Origin of the sequence: Mesorhizobium sp. M0802 (assembly GCF_040320115.1) — a bacterium.
In the GTDB taxonomy this organism is placed as follows: domain Bacteria; phylum Pseudomonadota; class Alphaproteobacteria; order Rhizobiales; family Rhizobiaceae; genus Mesorhizobium.
The window spans coordinates 82,273-98,338 of the sequence record NZ_JAMYOY010000023.1 but is presented as its reverse complement, the minus strand read 5'-3'; the positions used below and the strand labels follow the sequence as shown (position 1 = coordinate 98,338).

Genomic DNA, 16,066 nt, shown 5'->3' with positions numbered 1-16,066 from the left:
TGCGGGTTCCGCAGGACCGGGCCGGGCGCTTCTCCACCGAGCTGTTCGAGCGCTACCAGCGTTCCGAGCGGGCCTTGGTGGCGACACTGGCGGAGATGTATGTCCAGGGCGTGTCGACCCGCAAGGTGAAGGCGATCACGGAAGAACTGTGCGGCCATGCCTTCTCGGCCTCGTCGATCTCGGCCATCAACAAGCGGCTGGACGAGAGCCTCGCTGCCTTTGCCAGGCGCCCCCTTCAAGAGCCGTTTCCTTACCTCATCCTCGATGCGCGCTACGAGAAGGTGCGTGAAGCCGGTGTTGTCATGAGCCAGGCGGTGCTGATCGCGGTCGGTATCGACTGGGACGGAAGGCGCCAGATCCTGGCCGTGGAGATGCCCAATCGCGAGAGCCGCTCGGCCTGGAGGGACTTCCTCGTCGGCCTCAAAAAAAAATCCCCATGGTCGATGCGCCGACCCCAACGCATCGCCGAAGCCGCTGTCTTAGCCTGTGTTTAAATAAAGGGGAATCGCTTTCGGGTGTCAGTCGTTCCACGGCCCCGCATAATCGGCATAGAGCTTTGCCGGATCTGGCCGCGGCCGTTCCGGCGCCGGTCCCTGATAGGAGCCAATATGGATAAACCCAACAACACGTTCCTGTGGCGCCAGTCCCAGCAGCGCCCGGCCCTCCGCCACGTCGGAATACCAGTTGCTGATCATGTTGGTGCCGTAGCCCAGCGCATTGGCTGCGATCATCAGGTTCATCGCCGCCATGCCGCCGGACAGGAACATTTCCCATTGCGGGATTTTTGGATTGTCCTTCGGAACCGACACCACGCCGATCACCAGCGGCGCGCGGGAAAACCGCGCCAGTTCCTGATTGCGGCGGTTTTCCGGCAGCGGCCCTTCGCACTGTTCGGCGAGCGCCGCCAGCTTCCTGCCGATCTCGAATCGCGCCTCGCCGCGATAGAGGATGAAGCGCCACGGCTCCAGTCGGCCGTGATCGGGCACACGGCTTGCAGCCGCGATCATGATCGCGATATCGGCATCGCTGGGCGCCGGTTCCTTCAATTCAGGAATCGGTGCGGAGTTTCGGGTCAGCAGGAAGTCGATGATCGGCGACGCCATGGGGGCCAGGTCTCCTAAAGCACTCGATTCTGAGCTGAAGCGCGCCATTGCGGATCGGGGCGGCTCGGGCATTGGCGCGGGCGCGCCGGACGAAAGAACCTGTTGCCAAGGCGGTCGGACTCTTAAGCCTTGAAATTGCCACCGCCTTGGGCTTCAACGCAAGGCATGTTTGAGGGGACATCGCGCCTTTTCCTGATTTGGCTCGCCGTAGCGCTGATTGCGCCGGCCTCGATGGCCATGGCGCAGAATGCCGACGGCATCGGCAATCTGAAACTCCCCGATATTTCGAGCTATGCACCGCCCAAGGGCGAGACGCCGCTGGCGCTCAGTGGCGGCGGCGCCATAACGCTGTCCGCGCAGTTGACCGACAAGGGCGCCGACATCACGCGCGGCATCGTCTGGCGCGTCTTCAAGCCCGAGGCCGCCGGCGACGGCAAGCTGCCGATGGTGGCTTCCGCGCATGGCGGCAGCGCCGTGTTCCAGCTCGAACCCGGCAGCTATCTGGTCCACGCCGCATACGGACGCGCCGGCGCCACCAAGCGCATCACCGTCGGTAAGGACGCCAGGCGCGAAAGCCTGGTGCTCGATGCCGGCGGCCTCAAGCTCGACGCGGTGCTGTCGGGCGGCGTGCGTATTCCGCCGAAAAAACTGCGCTTCTCCATTTATGAGGGCACCGCCGAGGCCAATGGCGACCGCGCTTTGATCATTCCCGATGTCGAGCCGAACAGCGTCGTGCGGCTCAACGCCGGCGTTTATCATGTCGTCTCCACCTATGGCGCGGTCAATGCCGTCATTCGCTCCGACATCCGCGTCGAGGCCGGCAAGCTGACCGAAGCCACCGTCGAGCATCGCGCGGCGGAGGAGACCATGAAGCTGGTGCGCGAGACCGGCGGCGAGGCCATCGCCGATACATCCTGGTCGCTGCTCAACGAATCCGGCGATCCGATCAAGGAGGCCGTCGGCGCCTTCGCCTCGATGGTGCTGGCCGAAGGCCAATACACCATCATCGCCAAGAACCGCGACCGCATCTACCAGAAGGATTTCACCGTCGTTGCCGGACAGAACCAGGAGATCGAGGTGCTGGCCACCGAGGCGTCGGCCATCGATCCCGAGGAAGGCGCCGACTAGGTTGTGGACTCATAAGCCCGAAGCCACAGCCGGTCGGATCGACCTTGCGATTCGTTTCTAGGCACCGGTTGGAGTGGCCACGATCCGGCATTCGTGGTATGTTTTTGCGGCCTTGAAAGCATGACCCGTACCGCAGTTTGCCTTGGGAGATGCCAAATGCGCATGTCCTTGCTTTTCATTCCACTACTGCTTGCACCGATTGTATCGCATGCCGCCGGCATTCACGACGCCGCCATGAAGGGCGATGTCGCGGCGATCACGGCAGCGCTCGACGCTGGTGCCGGCGTCGATGAGAGCGACGGGCGCACGACACCACTCTATCTTGCGGTCAAAGGCGGTCATTTTGCAGCGGCAAAACTGCTCATTGAACGCGGTGCCGACGTCAACGCCGTCCCGGACCCGCGTTTGGGTCCTGCCCTTATTCTGGCTTTGGCAAAACGCAGGACCGATTTGATCAATCTGTTGCTGGACGGGGGCGCAAATCCAAATTCGAAGCGCAGCCGCGAAAACGCTATCCACATCGCGGTCAATCTCGGTTGCCTCGATTGCGTGAAAGCACTGGTTGAGGCCGGCGCGGACGTGAATGCGAAGACAAAGGACGGCAAGACACCGCTCCATCTGGCAAAATTCAAGGGGCAACGCGAAGTTGCTGACTATCTCATGTCGCACGGCGTCGTGTTGCCAACGCCAGCTCCGATCTCGATGAAGTTGGCTGCTGCCGATGTCGAGAAAGGCCGAACCTACTTCACACACGTGTGCCACGGTTGCCACAATGCCGAGCCACAGGGAGGGATCAAAACGGGACCGAACTTATGGGGCGTCGTCGGCCGCGACAAGGCATCCATGGCAAATATGCGTTACTCCGACACCTTGCTGGCCTTAGAGGGTGTATGGACGTACGAGGACCTGAACACATATCTGCTTGAGCCCATGCTCACCACGCCGGGTGTTTACATGGAGGTGCCTGGCGTCCCGGACGAGACCGAACGGGTCAACCTGATCGCCTACTTGCGTACACTCAGCGACAAACCGCTCCCACTGCCCTAGGAGCTATTGAGCAAAAAGGCCGAGGTTGTCGAAAAGTTGACCGACTGAACGTCGTTTATGAGTACACGCCCTAGTTAGCGTCTCTCAGGCTGCCTTGCGCATACGGCGCGGCAGGAAGTGGACGCGGCTGCGCGGTGCGTCGGGCGCCAGATCGAAGACGCCGCGATGAAGGCGATCAAGCAAGGTCTTGCGGTCGCGCAGCGGCTCCAGCTCATCCCAGCGCAGTACGTTGCCGACGCGAACGTCGATCGCTTTGCCGGACAGCCGCGCGAATTCGCGGATGAGCATTGAAAGGCGCAACGTCAGCGACGCCTTGCCGACGAATTTCGCCAGCCTTCCTTCGCGCTCCCCCATGTTCATCGGGCCGCTGACCAGATGGAACAGCCGGCCGTTCTGCCCGGAAAAATGCATCGGCACCACCGACGCCTTGGCGTCCTGCACGAGGCGCGCCGGAAACATCTTCCACGGCAGGTCGCGCGCCCGGCCAAAGCCTCTCGGCGCGGTGGCGACGCCGCCGGCCGGAAATACCACTATGGTGACGCCCTCTTTCAACAGCCGCACTGCCTCGTGGCGCACCGCCATGTTGTTCTTCACCGCGTCCTTGGTCTCGGAAAAGTCGATCGGCAGCGAGTACGGTTCCATTTCGCGGACCTTCAGCAGATCCTTGTGGATCATGACGCGGAACGGACGCCCGAGCTGCTCGACCAGCGACAGCACTGCAATGCCGTCGCTAATGCCGAACGGGTGGTTGGCTACGATCACCAGCGGTGTGTCCGGCAGCTTTGCCGGCGGCCACTGATCGGTGCTGCGGACCTTGACGTCGATCAGCTGCAGCATGCGGCTGAACACCCGCTCGCCGGTCGGCGCCACCTGGCGGCGCCAGAAATCATAGAGCCGGCATACCGGTCGCGCCCCGACAGACCTTCAATGGAATGGATGAACCAGCGCGTCAGCGCCGGCTGGCTCGCATTGGCGTAGGAGAGTTCGGGAAACGGCCTTTCCCGTATCTTCAGCTTGAGCATGGGGGCTCGTTACAAGGTTGGCGTGACAGGCATGTGAAAATGGCGGTGGATCGCTCCACCGCCATTTCTCCGAAATATTGATTGCTCAGGCCGCGCTGCGCCTGCGGTCGGGCGAAACAGCCTCGTCGGAAAGCAGCTTCAGCGCGTCGGCCAGCTTGAGCGATTCCTGATCGCGCGAGCCGAGCCGGCGGATGTTGACCGTCTCCTCTTCCGCCTCGCGCTTGCCGCATACGAGGATCACAGGAACCTTGGCCAGCGAATGCTCACGCACCTTGTAGTTGATCTTCTCGTTGCGCAGATCCGGTTCGGCCAAAAGTCCTGCCGCCTTCAACTGTGCGACGACCTTTCGCGCATAGTCGTCAGCATCCGAGGTGATCGTCGCCACAACCACCTGCAGCGGCGCGAACCACAGCGGGAAATGACCGGAATAATGCTCGATCAGGATGCCGAGAAAGCGTTCCATCGAACCGCAGATGGCGCGATGCACCATCACCGGCTGCTTCTTTTCCGAATCCGAACCGATGTAGAAGGCGCCAAAGCGTTCCGGCAGATTGAAGTCGACCTGCGTGGTGCCGCACTGCCATTCGCGGCCGATGGCGTCCTTCAGCACATATTCGAATTTCGGCCCGTAGAAAGCGCCCTCGCCCGGATTGATCGAGGTCTTGATGCGGTTTCCCGAGCGCGTCCTGATTGTATCCAGCACGTTGCCCATGATCGCCTCGGCATGATCCCAGGCCTCGTCGGTGCCGACGCGCTTATCCGGCCGCGTCGACAGCTTCACGCTGACATCGTCGAAGCCGAAATCGGCGTACGTCGACAGGATTAGATCGTTGATGCGCAGGCATTCCGCGGCCAGCTGCTCCTCGGTGCAGAAGATGTGCGCATCGTCCTGCGTGAAGCCGCGCACGCGCATCAGCCCGTGCAAGGCGCCGGACGGTTCGTAACGATGCACATTGCCGAATTCCGCAATCTTTACGGGAAGATCGCGATAGGATTTCAACCCATGCTTGAATATCTGCACGTGGCCCGGACAATTCATCGGCTTTAGCGCGAACACGCGGTCGTCGTCGGTGTCGTCGCCGGCCACCGTCACCTTGAACATGGCATCGCGATACCAACCCCAGTGGCCCGACGTCTCCCACAGGCTCTTGTCGAGAACCTGCGGTGCGTTGACCTCCTGGTAGCCTTGCTCGTCGAGGCGGCGGCGCATGTAGTTGACCAGATTCTGGAACATCTTCCAGCCCTTGGCGTGCCAGAAGACGACGCCCGGCCCCTCTTCCTGGAAATGGAACAGGTCCATCTCGCGGCCGAGCTTGCGGTGGTCGCGCTTCTCGGCCTCTTCCAGCATCGTCTGGTAGGCATCGAGTTCAGCCTGCTCGGCCCATGCCGTGCCGTAGATGCGGGTCAGCATCGGGTTGTTCGAATCGCCGCGCCAATAGGCGCCGGCCACCTTCATCAGCTTGAAGGCGTTGCCGATCTGGCCGGTCGAGGCCATGTGCGGGCCGCGGCAGAGGTCGAACCATTCGCCCTGGGAATAGATCTTGAGATCCTGGTCTTCGGGAATGGTGTCAATCAGCTCGAGCTTGTAGCGCTCGCCCTTCTCGGCAAAGACCTTTTTCGCCTTGTCGCGCGACCAGACTTCCTTGGTGAACGGCTTGTTGCGCGCAATGATCTCGCGCATCTTCTTTTCGATCACCGGGAAATCGTCAGGCGTGAACGGCTCGTTGCGGGCGAAGTCGTAATAGAATCCGTTCTCGATTACCGGCCCGATGGTCACTTGCGTTCCCGGCCACAGTTCCTGCACGGCCTCCGCCAGCACGTGTGCTGCATCATGACGGATGAGCTCCAGCGCGCGCGGATCGGTGCGGGTGATGATCTCGACCTTGCCGGACTTGCCAAGCGGGTCGGAAAGATCGCGAACGGTGCCGTCGATGGCATAGGCGACGGCTTTCTTGGCCAGCGACTTCGAGATCGATTCGGAGAGGCCTGCACCGGTCATCGCCGCGTCATAGTCGCGAACGGAGCCATCGGGAAATGTCAGGGAAACGGAATTCAGCATTTGTATCTCCTATCCAGTCCCGCAAACGAGCGCGGGTGGTCGTGGTGTGAAGCCGCAGGCATCCGGCAGCGGGCGGGTTTTAGAGGCAGCACGGTGTGAGGTAAAGAGCGCTGGTAGTGTGTCAGTTTGAATTCCAGTTGGAACGTTGCCATTGGCCTCCCCGATCGGAACGACCAAGGACCGCCACTTTGCAGCCGTTCAAGGCTAGCGCGAGCTTTCACTCACTCGCGCAGGCCTGCCTTGCGCAAGTTCTCGCGAAGATGTTCCAAGTCACCTGAGTTCTTGTATGGCGCCATGTCCGAGGTCGTTCTCATCGTGATTGTGGCTCGCGGCTCCAGCTGCAAAATGTGCTCGATGACCTGCTGCGCTTCGTCTTCGCTCCCTAAAGCCGCGTAGCTCGCTGCCAGGTATAAGTGTTGGTATACGGTGTCGAGGGTTCGTAGACCTTCCAACGCCGCGATCGCTTCACGATATCTGCGAACGTCGTAGTAAATCTGGCCAATCTGTAGGATGTACCACTCGGGGTAGTGAGGGTTGAGACGCATGGCTTTTTGCGCCGTCTCAAGGCCTTCCTGTGCCCTCCCACAATAGCTTAGGCAGGAACCGTAATCCAACAGCACGTCGGCGTCATTTGGATTAAGCTCAAGGGCGCGTTGATACTCAACGATAGCGCGTTCGTATTGTCCGCAAAATAGGCAGTGCCCTGCGAGCGCATAGTGCCCCCATGCCTCGGCGTCGTCCCGTTCGATCGCCAAATTGGCGTATTTCAGGCCACATGCCAGTGAAGCCTCGGGATTCGCGCTCCAACCGTCGCTTGCGTCGATCATGTGCGTCCAAGCGAGCTTGGCAAACGCCTTTCCGAACTTCGGATCGAGTTCGCCTGCCTTCTCAAAGAGTTCCCGAGCACGCAAGTTGTCTTGTTTTGTGTAGCGGTTGAGAGACTCCATGCCGCGCACGAAATAGTCCAGCGCCTCAAAATTCCGCGTCCCCGCGACTTCCGGGCGCTCTTGCCACGCCTTTAACAGTCGGCCTCCGTACGCTGTGGCTAAACTGCCGATTATTCTTTCAGTGACATCGTCCTGCACGGCAAAGATGTCCTCGATGCCTCGGTCGTAGCGCTCTGCCCAAAGGTGCCGCCCAGTCTTGCCGTCAATGAGCTGGGCGGTAATCCGGACCCGGTCCTTTGACCTCTGTACACTGCCCTCCAAGATATAGCGGGCACCCAGCTCTCGGCTGGCATCCTGTATCTTCGTGGCTTTGCCCTTGTAAGCAAACGTCGAATTACTGGCGATGACGGAAAGATCGCGAAACCGAGACAATCCGGTGATGACGTTCTCTGTGATCCCATCCGCAAAGTAGTCCTGCTGACGGTCGTCGCTCATATTGACGAACGGCAGCAAAGCGATGGATGGCTTATCAGCAAGCGACGCCGGCGAAGTGGGGGCCGCTTCGGGACCGTCGAGGCGCACCGCATAAGCTCGCACGGGGCGTTGAATATTTTTAAGTATCTGCTCACCAATGTCGTCGAATTGCAGTTCAAGCCGGTTTCCGAGGTGATCTCGCACCGTGCCCGAAACCATAACACCTCCAACAGGAGCGATGCCTTCGAGCCTTGTCGCCACGTTCACGCCGTCACCCAACAGATCGTCATCCTCGACGATTACGTCACCGAGGTTGATCCCAACGCGGAATTGTATTCTTCGGTCCTCGGACAGTTTTGCGCTGCGACCCGACATGGCACGCTGCATAGCAACGGCACAAGCCACGGCGTTCACGACACTTGGAAACTCGGCGAGGATGCCGTCGCCAGTCGTTTTGAAGATGCGACCTTGGTGCTCGGCCATATTTGGGTCGATAAGGTGGGCCCGTATCTCCTTCAGATCGGCAAGTGTGCCGGCCTCGTCGCTGCCCATCAGGCGCGTATACCCCACCACGTCAGCGGCCAGAATTGCGGCAAGACGGCGTTGGACGCGTCCTTCGGTCATGTGGTGCATTGGTTTCAAGAGCAACAGGACCGGGATTGTAAGGGCGACGGCCGACAGAGTCCACGAGCCGGAACGTCGACTGATACATTTCCGCAGCGGTCATTGGCACAGCCGCCGGGATTTGTCGCGGCAACTCACTTCACCAGTTGCGGCAAATCCTTCAGGAACGCCGCGCGTGTCGCCGGGCCTTTCGGCATGTCGATCGGCTTGGTGTCGACGACCAGCCGGGCGAAGACGATCCGCCGGCCGCCCTTTTCGGCCCAGCCGACGAACCAGCCCAGCGCGCGCTTGTCCTTGCTGTTTCCCAGCCTGGTGCTGCCGGTCTTGCCCTGCACCGTCCAGCCGTCGGCCTGGAAACTCGGCAGGATGGCTCGGGTCATCTCATGTGCCTTGGCAGAAACCGGCATCTTGCCGGCGAGCAGCCGGCGCAGGAAGGCTGTCTGTTCGACCGGCGATATCTCAAGCGAGGAATTTATCCAGGACTGCGTGAGCCCGTTGTCCTTGTCGGCATCGCCCGAGACATCCATGTTGCCGTAGCCGAATTTCGAGACGTAGAGGGCAAAGCTTTTTGCGCCGAGCCGGCGCACGATCTCGCGCGAATACCATACGATCGAGTCGCGCTCCCAGATCGTCGGGTCGACGGCCTTGTGGTCGCGCTTCACGGCGTTGAACTCAGGCTTGTAATCCCAGCTCGGTGTATGCGCGTCGCTGAGGACACCGCTGTCGTAGCCGATCAGCGCCAGCGGCACCTTGAAGGTCGACGCCGGGCTGACGCGTTGGTCGCAGACGCCGCTTTGATAGAGCGTCTCGCCGCTCGCCGCGTCCTGGATAAGCGTGCAGGCGAAATCGCCAAGCGGCGCCGATTGCGCCCGCATCGGAAATCCCAGAAACCAGGCCAGCAGGAAGAGGACCGCGGCAATGATGAAGGGATGGGTTTCGATCCGACGCATGTGGGCTCTCCTGGGAATGACAGGAGGCGCTTAGCGAAGTGTCTTGGCCCGATTTTGACTCAAATGCGCAGTCTTTGTGCAGGTCGTTGTTAACCTTCGGATTGTAAAGAAATGCCGCGCTGGCGATCTGGATCAGGGACCAGCGCACCCGCCGTCAGGCCTCGCCGCGCTTCCTGCCGATCTGCCAATAACGCCATGGCGTGAACCAGACGTAGCGCGGGGCGAGCACCTCCGGCACGCGGTCGATGCCGTGCGTTCCGAACGGCCCGCAGCGCAGCACGCGAAAAAGCCCCATCCAGCTGCCGGCCCACAGGCCATGGCGGGCGATCGCCTCATGCGCGTATTCGGAACAGGTCGGCAGATGCCGGCAGGAATTGCCGACAAAACCGGACAATGTCAGTTGATAGAGGCGCACCAGCGACGTGCCGAAAACGCGGCTGGGTGTTTTGCGCCAGGGACCGGGCCAGTTGCGCCCGCGCTGGATCCGTCCGGCGGCATGCACATGCCGATGCTGGTCGCCCACCGCAGTCTCTTTCCGAACGCGACCCCGAAACCGGCTTCCGGGTCAGCTTGCGTTTCCAAACCGATAGATGTGAGCTTCGGCCGGCAAACGCAATCCCATTCACGCACTCGCCTCTATGTCGGCTTCAGGGTCTCGAGCGGCGAAACGGATGCCGGTCACCCGACGTCGACCAGCGACCGGGGCTCGCCGGCCCTTCTTCAATGCACGAGGTATGATGCCGCTTGTGGCCATGCCACTGAAACGTCGCGATCCGCATCACATCGCAAAAGATTTCCAGTAACTGGATCATGGCCGCATCTCCTTTGAGGCGGATTAGATGCCCGCTGGCCTTCGCTTCCAAACGAGTATAATTTCCGGTTCGGATAACTTCGGGTTATGCGAAATGAAGCGCGGACGGTTGCCCCTGACGGCGTTTCGAAGTTTCGAGGCAGCCGGCCGGCAATTGAGCTTTAGCCGGGCCGCCGAGGAGCTGTTCGTCTCCCAGGCCGCCATCAGCCGGCAGATCCGCGAACTCGAGCAGTTCCTGCACCAACCCTTGTTCCACCGTCATCACCGTCGCGTCGAGTTGACCGAGGCCGGCCAGCGCCTGCTCGATCAGCTGGTCAGGAGTTTCGATGACATCGACAGGCTGGTTTCGGACCTGGTGGCTGCCCCGGCGCAGTCGGTGGTCCGCGTCAGCGTCGAGCCGTCGCTGGCCTCGGTGTGGCTGTTGCCGCGGCTCAACCGCTTCAGCCAGTTGCGGCCCGATATCGACGTTTCCCTCGAAGTCGACCCAAGGCCGATCGAGTTCCGCAGCGATCAGCCCGAACTCGCCTTGCGCTTCAGCGCGCGCGCCACCTCATGGCCGCGCAGCGAGGCCGAATGGCTCGCCTCGACCGTCGATTCACCGGTCCTGTCGCCCACCTTGCTGGCATCGGGCCCTGCCCTCGAAAAGCCGCTCGACCTTGCCCGCTACACGCTGTTGCACGAGGAGAATCGTCAAGGCTGGGCGCGCTGGTTCGAGGCAGCCGGCGTGGCAGCCGACACCATTCCGGCGCGCGGCCCGATGCTGGCGGATGTGTCGCTGTCGAAGCAGGCGGCCCTGCTCGGCCACGGCGTGGCGCTGGGCGACCTATTGCAGATCGGCGAGGAGATTGCCTCCGGCGCGCTGATCAAGCCGTTCGACATCGACGTCGCATCCGGCGCCTACTGGCTGGTCGCCAGGAGTTTGAAGGACCTGGCGGAGCCGGCCAAGGCCTTCGCCGACTGGGTGAGAAGCGAATTTGCCGAAAGCAGACGGGCGCAGCAAACCAAGGCATGAGCCCGGTTACGTGAGAAGCTCCTCGACGTGTTCAGCGCCCGATTTTGACAATTCACCGGCTGTTGGAGGAGCCGTCATGTACCAACATCACGCCGCTTGTTCGGCGCGTTTCTTCTCGATCTGACCGATGGCATCGACGACCGCATCGAAGGTCAGCATGGTCGAGGCATGGCGCGCCTTGTAGTCGCGCACCGGCTCCAGATATCTCAGATCGGCAAAGCGGCCTTGCGGCGGCGCGCCGTTTTCCTTGAGCATCTTCAGCATGGTGTCGCGCACCGCCCGCAATTCGTCGGCGCTGGCGCCGATGACATGTTGAGCCATGATCGAGGACGAGGCCTGGCCGAGGGCGCAGGCCTTCACGTCATGCGCGAAATCGGTGACGACGCCATTGTCCATCTTGAGGTCGATGGTCACCGTCGAGCCGCACAATTTGGAATGGGCCTTGGCCGTCGCATCCGGATGATCGAGCCGGCCGATGCGTGCGATGTTTCCGGCAAAACCCAGAATTTTCGCATTGTAGACGTCGTCAATCATATTTTTCCAATCCGTCGCCGCCAAGCGAACAGCGTTTGCCGTTGTAGCGTCTTTCATTCGCTGCGTACGACCATATATAATGGTGGCAGTCGGGTATCGACAAGGCAACGCAAAGCCATCGTCCTTGCCCATTCGTTCACGCCGCTTGCGGGCTGGGAACCGGGCGAGTTTTCAGCACCCGAAAGGTCGTGGTCCGTTCAACTCGTTCCTCCTGAGAGAGGAACTACGGGAGACGCCTTTATGGATGCCGTCATCAAGAAAATAATGCCCCCTTCCGACTATCTGGACAAGCCGGTCACCGACAGGCCGAGCGAAGCCGAGGTCGAGGCCGCCGTGCGCACGCTGTTGCGCTGGACCGGCGACAATCCGGACCGCGAGGGCCTGATCGACACGCCCAAGCGCGTCACCAAGGCCTTTCTCGAAATGTTCAACGGCTATGACATGTGCCCGGCCGAAGAGCTCGGCCGCACCTTCGAGGAAGTCGCCGGCTATGACGATCTCGTCATCGTCAGGGACATCCAGTTCCACTCGCATTGCGAGCACCACATGGTGCCGATCATCGGCAAGGCGCATGTCGGCTACCTCCCGGATGGCAAGGTCGTCGGCCTGTCCAAGATTGCCCGTGTGGTCGATATCTTCGCCCATCGCCTGCAGACTCAGGAGGCCATGACCGCACAGATCGCCGGCGTCATCCAGGACGTGCTCAATCCGCGCGGTGTCGCCGTCATGATCGAGGCCGAGCATATGTGCATGGCCATGCGCGGCATCCGCAAGCAGGGCTCCACCACGCTGACCTCGACCTTCACCGGCGTGTTCAAGGACACGCCCGAGGAACAGGTCCGTTTCGTCACCATGGTGCGCGGCCTCGGGGCGTAAGCCCCTCGCCGGCATCGCTAGATCAAGGACCGGCGATGTCGGCACTAACATTTCCCAAGGCTCCATCGGACAAGAAGGCTCTCGAAGAAGGCGCGGTGTTTTCCCCGCGCTTCGATGCTGCCGGGCTGGTCACCGTCGTCGTCACCGACGCCGCTGACGGTATGCTGCTGATGGTCGCGCATATGAATGCCGAGGCGCTGGCGCTGACGCTCGAAACCGGCATCGCGCACTACTGGTCGCGCTCGCGCAAGGCGCTGTGGAAGAAGGGCGAAACATCAGGCAATTTTCAGACCGTCGTCGAGATGCTCACGGATTGTGACCAGGACGCCATATGGTTGCGCGTCAAAGTGTTGGGCCACGACGCAACTTGTCACACCGGCCGGCGTTCATGTTTTTATCGGACGGTGGGGCTAATCGGCGGCAAGGCAACGCTTGCCGACGATGGCAGCACGCCGCTGTTCGATGCGGAAAAAACGTATCGGAAGCCCGCGTGAACCATTCAACAGTCGCAAACCACTCATATTCACTATTCTCAAACGTCCTTCCTGTAGAACGGACGCGGGACAAGGGAGATCATGATGCTCGAGTGGGCGTCATTGCGTAGCAGACCGGACGTGCGGGAGGCCAATGGCCCCTCATCGTCCGGCGGCGTGCCTGACCCGCAACCCGCGGGCAAGACAGGCATTTCGCTCGCGCTGGGCGGCGGCTGCGCACGCGGCTGGGCGCACATTGGCGTGCTGCGCGCGCTCGACGAAGCCGGCATCGAAGTCTCAATGATCGCCGGCACCTCGATCGGCGCGCTGGTTGGCGGCTGCTATCTCGCCGGCAAGCTGGACGAACTCGAGGAGTTCGCCCGCAGCCTGACCAAGCGGCGCATCTTCGGCCTGCTCGATCTCAATCTGCGCGGCAGCGGCCTGTTCGGCGGCATGAAACTGGACGTCAGGCTGCGCGAGCACATGGCAGGCATCCGCTTCGAGGATCTGACGAAACCCTTCGTCGCCGTTGGCGCCGAAATTCGCACCGGCCATGAGATCTGGCTGTCCAGCGGTTCGCTGATCACCGCGATGCGGGCTTCCTATGCGCTGCCCGGCGTGTTCGAACCGGTGAATTGCAACGGCCGCATTCTGGTCGACGGCGCGCTGGTCAACCCGGTTCCGGTTTCGGTCTGCCGCGCCTACGAGCAGCCGCTGGTCGTCGCGGTCAACCTTCACTACGATCTGTTCGGCCGCGCCGCCGTCATCAAGCACAGCGCCGGCGAACTGCTCATCGAGAAGGACGCGCCCCGGCCAGGCCAGGCCAGCCCCGACCACCAGCCGCACCAGAGCCGTCTCGGCATCACCGGCGTCATGGTCGAAGCCTTCAACATCATCCAGGACCGGATTTCACGCGCAAGGCTGGCGGGCGATCCGCCCGACATGTCGCTGCAACCGAAACTCAGCCATATCGGCTTGACCGAATTCCACCGCGCGGATGAGGCGATCAGCGTCGGTTACCAGGCGACGATGGCGCAGATCAGCGAGTTGAAGCGGCTGCAGACGGTTCTCGCTTAAACCAATTCGGCAATGTCAGGCTTTGGCCGCATCGGTGATGCGGAACTGCACCGTACGGTTGCCGTTCCAATAATTCCCCGACAGCGAGCCGGCGACATGGATCGTGTTGCCCCTGTTCTTGAACAGGAATTCGCCCAGCGCGGTATCGACGGATCGAAAGGCGATGCCCTGGATGCGGCCGCCGCTTTCCGACTGCAGATCAGCCCGGATGTGGTTGGTGCCGACGGCCCGCGCGTCGGCCAGCCGATGGCGCGGCAGCGCGAACACCGGCGCGACATGGCCGGCGCCGAAAGGCCCGGCCTTTTCCAGCGCATCGAGCAAAGCAATCGTCGCGCCCTCGGCGGCGAGCGCGCCGTCGACGGCCAGACTTTCTTCGTCCTGCAGCCGGAACACTTCGGCCGCCGCGCGCTCCTCGAAGAAAGCACGGAGTTCGCCGAGCTTGCCGCGTTCCACCGTGATGCCGGCGGCCATGCCGTGGCCGCCGCCCTTGACGATCAGCCCGGCATCGGCGGCTGCGCGCACCAGCCGTCCGAGATCGAAGCCCGACACCGAACGGCCAGAGCCGGTGCCGATGCCATTGGCGTTGAAGGCGATGGCGAAGGCCGGCCGCCGCGCATGGTCTTTCAGCCGCGAGGCGATCAAGCCGACAATGCCGGGATGCCAATTGGTGCTGGCGGTGAGGATGATGGCCGGCCCGTTGCCGCCGGCAAGTTCGGCGTCAGCCTCGGCGCGCGCCGCTGCCAGCATCTCCAGCTCCATCTGCTGGCGTTCCTGGTTGAGCCGGTCGAGTGTCTCGGCAATGGTCCCGGCTTCAACCGGATCGTCGGTGGCGAGCAGCCGGCTGCCGAGTGCCGCATCGCCGATGCGGCCGCCGGCATTGATGCGCGGCCCAATCAGATAGGCGAGATGAAAGGTGCTTATCGGCTCACCGATGCGGGACACCCGCGCCAGTGCGGCGAGCCCCTCATTCTTCTGCTGCCGCGCCATCTGTAGTCCCTTGACGACGAAAGCGCGGTTCACGCCGATGAGCGGCACCACATCGCAAACCGTGGCCAGCGCCGCCAGGTCGAGCAACGACAACAGGTCCGGTGGCGCTGCGTCGGGCAATCGGCTGCGCAGGACCCTCGCCGTCTGCACCAGAGTGAGGAAGACGACACCGGCGGCGCACAGATGGCCTTGCCCGGAAAGGTCGTCCTCGCGATTGGGATTGACGACTGCGGTCGCCTCCGGCAGCGGGCCGCCGACCTGATGGTGGTCGAGCACCACCACATCGGCGCCTGCGGCCTTGGCGGCATCGATGGAGACAGCGCTGTTGGTGCCGCAATCGACGGTGACGATCAGCGTCGCGCCGCGCGAGACCAGTTCGCGCATAGCCTCCGGATTGGGGCCGTAGCCCTCGAAGATGCGGTCGGGAATGTAGATCTCCGAAGGCACCGAGAAATGTGTCAGGAAGCGCTTGAGCAACGCCGAAGAGGCGGCGCCGTCGACATCGTAGTCGCCGAAGATTGCCACCTTCTCCTTGGCCATGACCGCTTCGGCGATGCGGGTCGCAGCCTTGCCCATGTCGGTCAGCGAAGCCGGATCCGGCAACAGATTGCGGATCGTCGGATCGAGGAAGCGCTCGGCCTGGTCCGCGGTGACGCCCCGCCCGGCGAGCACGCGCGCCACAATGTCGGGCACGCCGTGGCCCTGCGCTATGGCCAGCGCAGTCATGTCCTGCCGCTCGCTCAACCGGTGTTCCCAGGAAACACCGGTCGCCGACTGCCTGACATCGAGGAAGAAGCGTTTGTCGCCCGTCATAGGAGGCGTAGTCTACAGATTGTCATTTCCGGCAATATGCGACGGCTAAACAGGAAAGTCTCAAAACTTTTCCACATCCTGGTGACGCGCCTTGATCTCGCGGCTCACGCCTCCGCCCGAGCCCGATGATGATTGGTGGGTTCGACCTGAAATCTCAATCCGGCTCCAAATCAAAGAGATAGAGCATTT

The 16,066-nt window shown here is 62.0% G+C and carries 13 protein-coding genes and 2 pseudogenes; 7 read left to right on the top strand and 8 right to left on the bottom strand.

The annotated features are described in order from the left end of the window. A pseudogene (locus tag NKI10_RS26605) lies at positions 1 to 425 on the top strand (IS256 family transposase); the annotation flags it as partial. Positions 426 to 518: 93 nt separating this feature from the next. Here NKI10_RS26605 and NKI10_RS26600 read toward each other — a convergent pair. After that, entirely contained in the window at positions 519 to 1,103 is a 585-nt protein-coding gene (locus NKI10_RS26600; RefSeq protein WP_352862307.1) for a nitroreductase family protein, read from the bottom strand. A 165-nt stretch (positions 1,104 to 1,268) separates the two neighbouring features. Here NKI10_RS26600 and NKI10_RS26595 point away from each other — a divergent pair, with 165 nt between their 5' ends. Both NKI10_RS26595 and NKI10_RS26590 read left to right on the top strand, forming a co-directional pair. After that, complete coding sequence (locus NKI10_RS26595; RefSeq protein ID WP_352862306.1) at positions 1,269 to 2,231, top strand: RgsD C-terminal domain-containing protein; 963 nt, start codon at positions 1,269 to 1,271, stop codon at positions 2,229 to 2,231. A 156-nt stretch (positions 2,232 to 2,387) separates the two neighbouring features. Next, positions 2,388 to 3,278 carry an ankyrin repeat domain-containing protein gene (locus NKI10_RS26590; protein WP_352459103.1) on the top strand — a complete coding sequence of 297 codons (891 nt, stop codon included), beginning with the start codon at positions 2,388 to 2,390 and terminating at the stop codon, positions 3,276 to 3,278. 84 nt (positions 3,279 to 3,362) lie between these two features. On the opposite strand, the pseudogene NKI10_RS26585 reads toward NKI10_RS26590, so the two are convergent. From NKI10_RS26585 to yidD, 5 genes and pseudogenes are all read right to left on the bottom strand, one after another. Then, a pseudogene (locus tag NKI10_RS26585) lies at positions 3,363 to 4,300 on the bottom strand (lysophospholipid acyltransferase family protein). 85 nt (positions 4,301 to 4,385) lie between these two features. Further along, positions 4,386 to 6,359 carry a threonine--tRNA ligase gene (gene thrS, locus NKI10_RS26580; RefSeq protein WP_352862305.1) on the bottom strand — a complete coding sequence of 658 codons (1,974 nt, stop codon included), beginning with the start codon at positions 6,357 to 6,359 and terminating at the stop codon, positions 4,386 to 4,388. A 221-nt stretch (positions 6,360 to 6,580) separates the two neighbouring features. Then, the gene (locus NKI10_RS26575) at positions 6,581 to 8,344 is read right to left on the bottom strand and encodes a tetratricopeptide repeat protein (protein ID WP_352862304.1); all 1,764 of its coding nucleotides are present in this window, start codon (positions 8,342 to 8,344) and stop codon (positions 6,581 to 6,583) included. A 134-nt stretch (positions 8,345 to 8,478) separates the two neighbouring features. Next, complete coding sequence (gene blaOXA, locus NKI10_RS26570; RefSeq protein ID WP_352862303.1) at positions 8,479 to 9,294, bottom strand: class D beta-lactamase; 816 nt, start codon at positions 9,292 to 9,294, stop codon at positions 8,479 to 8,481. 154 nt (positions 9,295 to 9,448) lie between these two features. Next, on the bottom strand, positions 9,449 to 9,817 hold the full coding sequence (gene yidD, locus NKI10_RS26565; protein WP_352787228.1) for a membrane protein insertion efficiency factor YidD: 369 nt from the start codon (positions 9,815 to 9,817) through the stop codon (positions 9,449 to 9,451). A 382-nt stretch (positions 9,818 to 10,199) separates the two neighbouring features. Between yidD and NKI10_RS26560 the strand changes: the two genes are divergently transcribed. Then, complete coding sequence (locus NKI10_RS26560) at positions 10,200 to 11,117, top strand: LysR substrate-binding domain-containing protein (protein WP_352862302.1); 918 nt, start codon at positions 10,200 to 10,202, stop codon at positions 11,115 to 11,117. Positions 11,118 to 11,204: 87 nt separating this feature from the next. Here NKI10_RS26560 and NKI10_RS26555 read toward each other — a convergent pair whose 3' ends face one another. Further along, positions 11,205 to 11,651 carry an iron-sulfur cluster assembly scaffold protein gene (locus tag NKI10_RS26555; RefSeq protein ID WP_023821420.1) on the bottom strand — a complete coding sequence of 149 codons (447 nt, stop codon included), beginning with the start codon at positions 11,649 to 11,651 and terminating at the stop codon, positions 11,205 to 11,207. Positions 11,652 to 11,891: 240 nt separating this feature from the next. Between NKI10_RS26555 and folE the strand changes: the two genes are divergently transcribed. The 3 genes from folE to NKI10_RS26540 all read left to right on the top strand — a co-directional run bounded on the left by folE (position 11,892) and on the right by NKI10_RS26540 (position 14,077). Continuing rightward, complete coding sequence (gene folE / locus NKI10_RS26550; protein ID WP_023667622.1) at positions 11,892 to 12,527, top strand: GTP cyclohydrolase I FolE; 636 nt, start codon at positions 11,892 to 11,894, stop codon at positions 12,525 to 12,527. A gap of 35 nt (positions 12,528 to 12,562) precedes the next feature. Beyond that, positions 12,563 to 13,021: a phosphoribosyl-AMP cyclohydrolase gene (gene hisI, locus NKI10_RS26545; RefSeq protein ID WP_023821421.1), complete on the top strand. Its 459-nt coding sequence runs from the start codon at positions 12,563 to 12,565 to the stop codon at positions 13,019 to 13,021. 84 nt (positions 13,022 to 13,105) lie between these two features. After that, the gene (locus NKI10_RS26540) at positions 13,106 to 14,077 is read left to right on the top strand and encodes a patatin family protein (RefSeq protein WP_023667624.1); all 972 of its coding nucleotides are present in this window, start codon (positions 13,106 to 13,108) and stop codon (positions 14,075 to 14,077) included. Positions 14,078 to 14,092: 15 nt separating this feature from the next. Here NKI10_RS26540 and recJ read toward each other — a convergent pair whose 3' ends face one another. Beyond that, positions 14,093 to 15,877 carry a single-stranded-DNA-specific exonuclease RecJ gene (gene recJ, locus NKI10_RS26535; RefSeq protein ID WP_352862301.1) on the bottom strand — a complete coding sequence of 595 codons (1,785 nt, stop codon included), beginning with the start codon at positions 15,875 to 15,877 and terminating at the stop codon, positions 14,093 to 14,095. Positions 15,878 to 16,066 lie beyond the last annotated feature (189 nt).

Excerpts from the sequence above, each read along its gene's own strand:
- NKI10_RS26600 (WP_352862307.1), bottom strand. The coding sequence starts at position 1,103 with ATGGCGTCGCCGATCATCGACTTCCTGCTGACCCGAAACTCCGCACCG.
- NKI10_RS26595 (WP_352862306.1), top strand. The coding sequence starts at position 1,269 with ATGTTTGAGGGGACATCGCGCCTTTTCCTGATTTGGCTCGCCGTAGCG.
- NKI10_RS26590 (WP_352459103.1), top strand. The coding sequence starts at position 2,388 with ATGCGCATGTCCTTGCTTTTCATTCCACTACTGCTTGCACCGATTGTA.
- thrS (WP_352862305.1), bottom strand. The coding sequence starts at position 6,359 with ATGCTGAATTCCGTTTCCCTGACATTTCCCGATGGCTCCGTTCGCGAC.
- NKI10_RS26575 (WP_352862304.1), bottom strand. The coding sequence starts at position 8,344 with ATGACCGAAGGACGCGTCCAACGCCGTCTTGCCGCAATTCTGGCCGCT.
- blaOXA (WP_352862303.1), bottom strand. The coding sequence starts at position 9,294 with ATGCGTCGGATCGAAACCCATCCCTTCATCATTGCCGCGGTCCTCTTC.
- NKI10_RS26560 (WP_352862302.1), top strand. The coding sequence starts at position 10,200 with ATGAAGCGCGGACGGTTGCCCCTGACGGCGTTTCGAAGTTTCGAGGCA.
- NKI10_RS26555 (WP_023821420.1), bottom strand. The coding sequence starts at position 11,651 with ATGATTGACGACGTCTACAATGCGAAAATTCTGGGTTTTGCCGGAAAC.
- folE (WP_023667622.1), top strand. The coding sequence starts at position 11,892 with ATGGATGCCGTCATCAAGAAAATAATGCCCCCTTCCGACTATCTGGAC.
- hisI (WP_023821421.1), top strand. The coding sequence starts at position 12,563 with ATGTCGGCACTAACATTTCCCAAGGCTCCATCGGACAAGAAGGCTCTC.
- NKI10_RS26540 (WP_023667624.1), top strand. The coding sequence starts at position 13,106 with ATGCTCGAGTGGGCGTCATTGCGTAGCAGACCGGACGTGCGGGAGGCC.
- recJ (WP_352862301.1), bottom strand. The coding sequence starts at position 15,877 with ATGACGGGCGACAAACGCTTCTTCCTCGATGTCAGGCAGTCGGCGACC.